The 201-nt window shown below is 48.3% G+C and carries 1 tRNA gene; it reads right to left on the bottom strand.

Going from position 1 to position 201, the window contains the following annotated elements:
• A tRNA-Ile gene (locus tag AOA59_RS00005) sits at positions 1-59 on the bottom strand.
• Between the last annotated feature and the right edge of the window lie 142 nt (positions 60-201).

Raw genomic sequence — 201 nt, 5'->3', positions numbered from 1 at the left:
GGGCAGATTCGAACTGCCGACCTCACCCTTATCAGGGGTGCGCTCTAACCAACTGAGCTACAGACCCAATTTCGAGCGTCACTGATTAGCTAAGAGCTATCAGCTTGGAGCTTAAAGCTGCTTCTATCGTCTTCTTCAATGAATCAAGCAATTCGTGTGGGAACTTATGGAGCAGCTGATGTCGTCGATTAAGGAGGTGAT

The sequence above is a fragment of the Pseudomonas sp. 2822-15 genome, assembly GCF_002742515.1.
Classification (GTDB): domain Bacteria; phylum Pseudomonadota; class Gammaproteobacteria; order Pseudomonadales; family Pseudomonadaceae; genus Aquipseudomonas; species Aquipseudomonas salomonii.
Note: the sequence above shows the minus strand (reverse complement) of the source record. Positions and strands in the feature narration are given on the sequence as shown.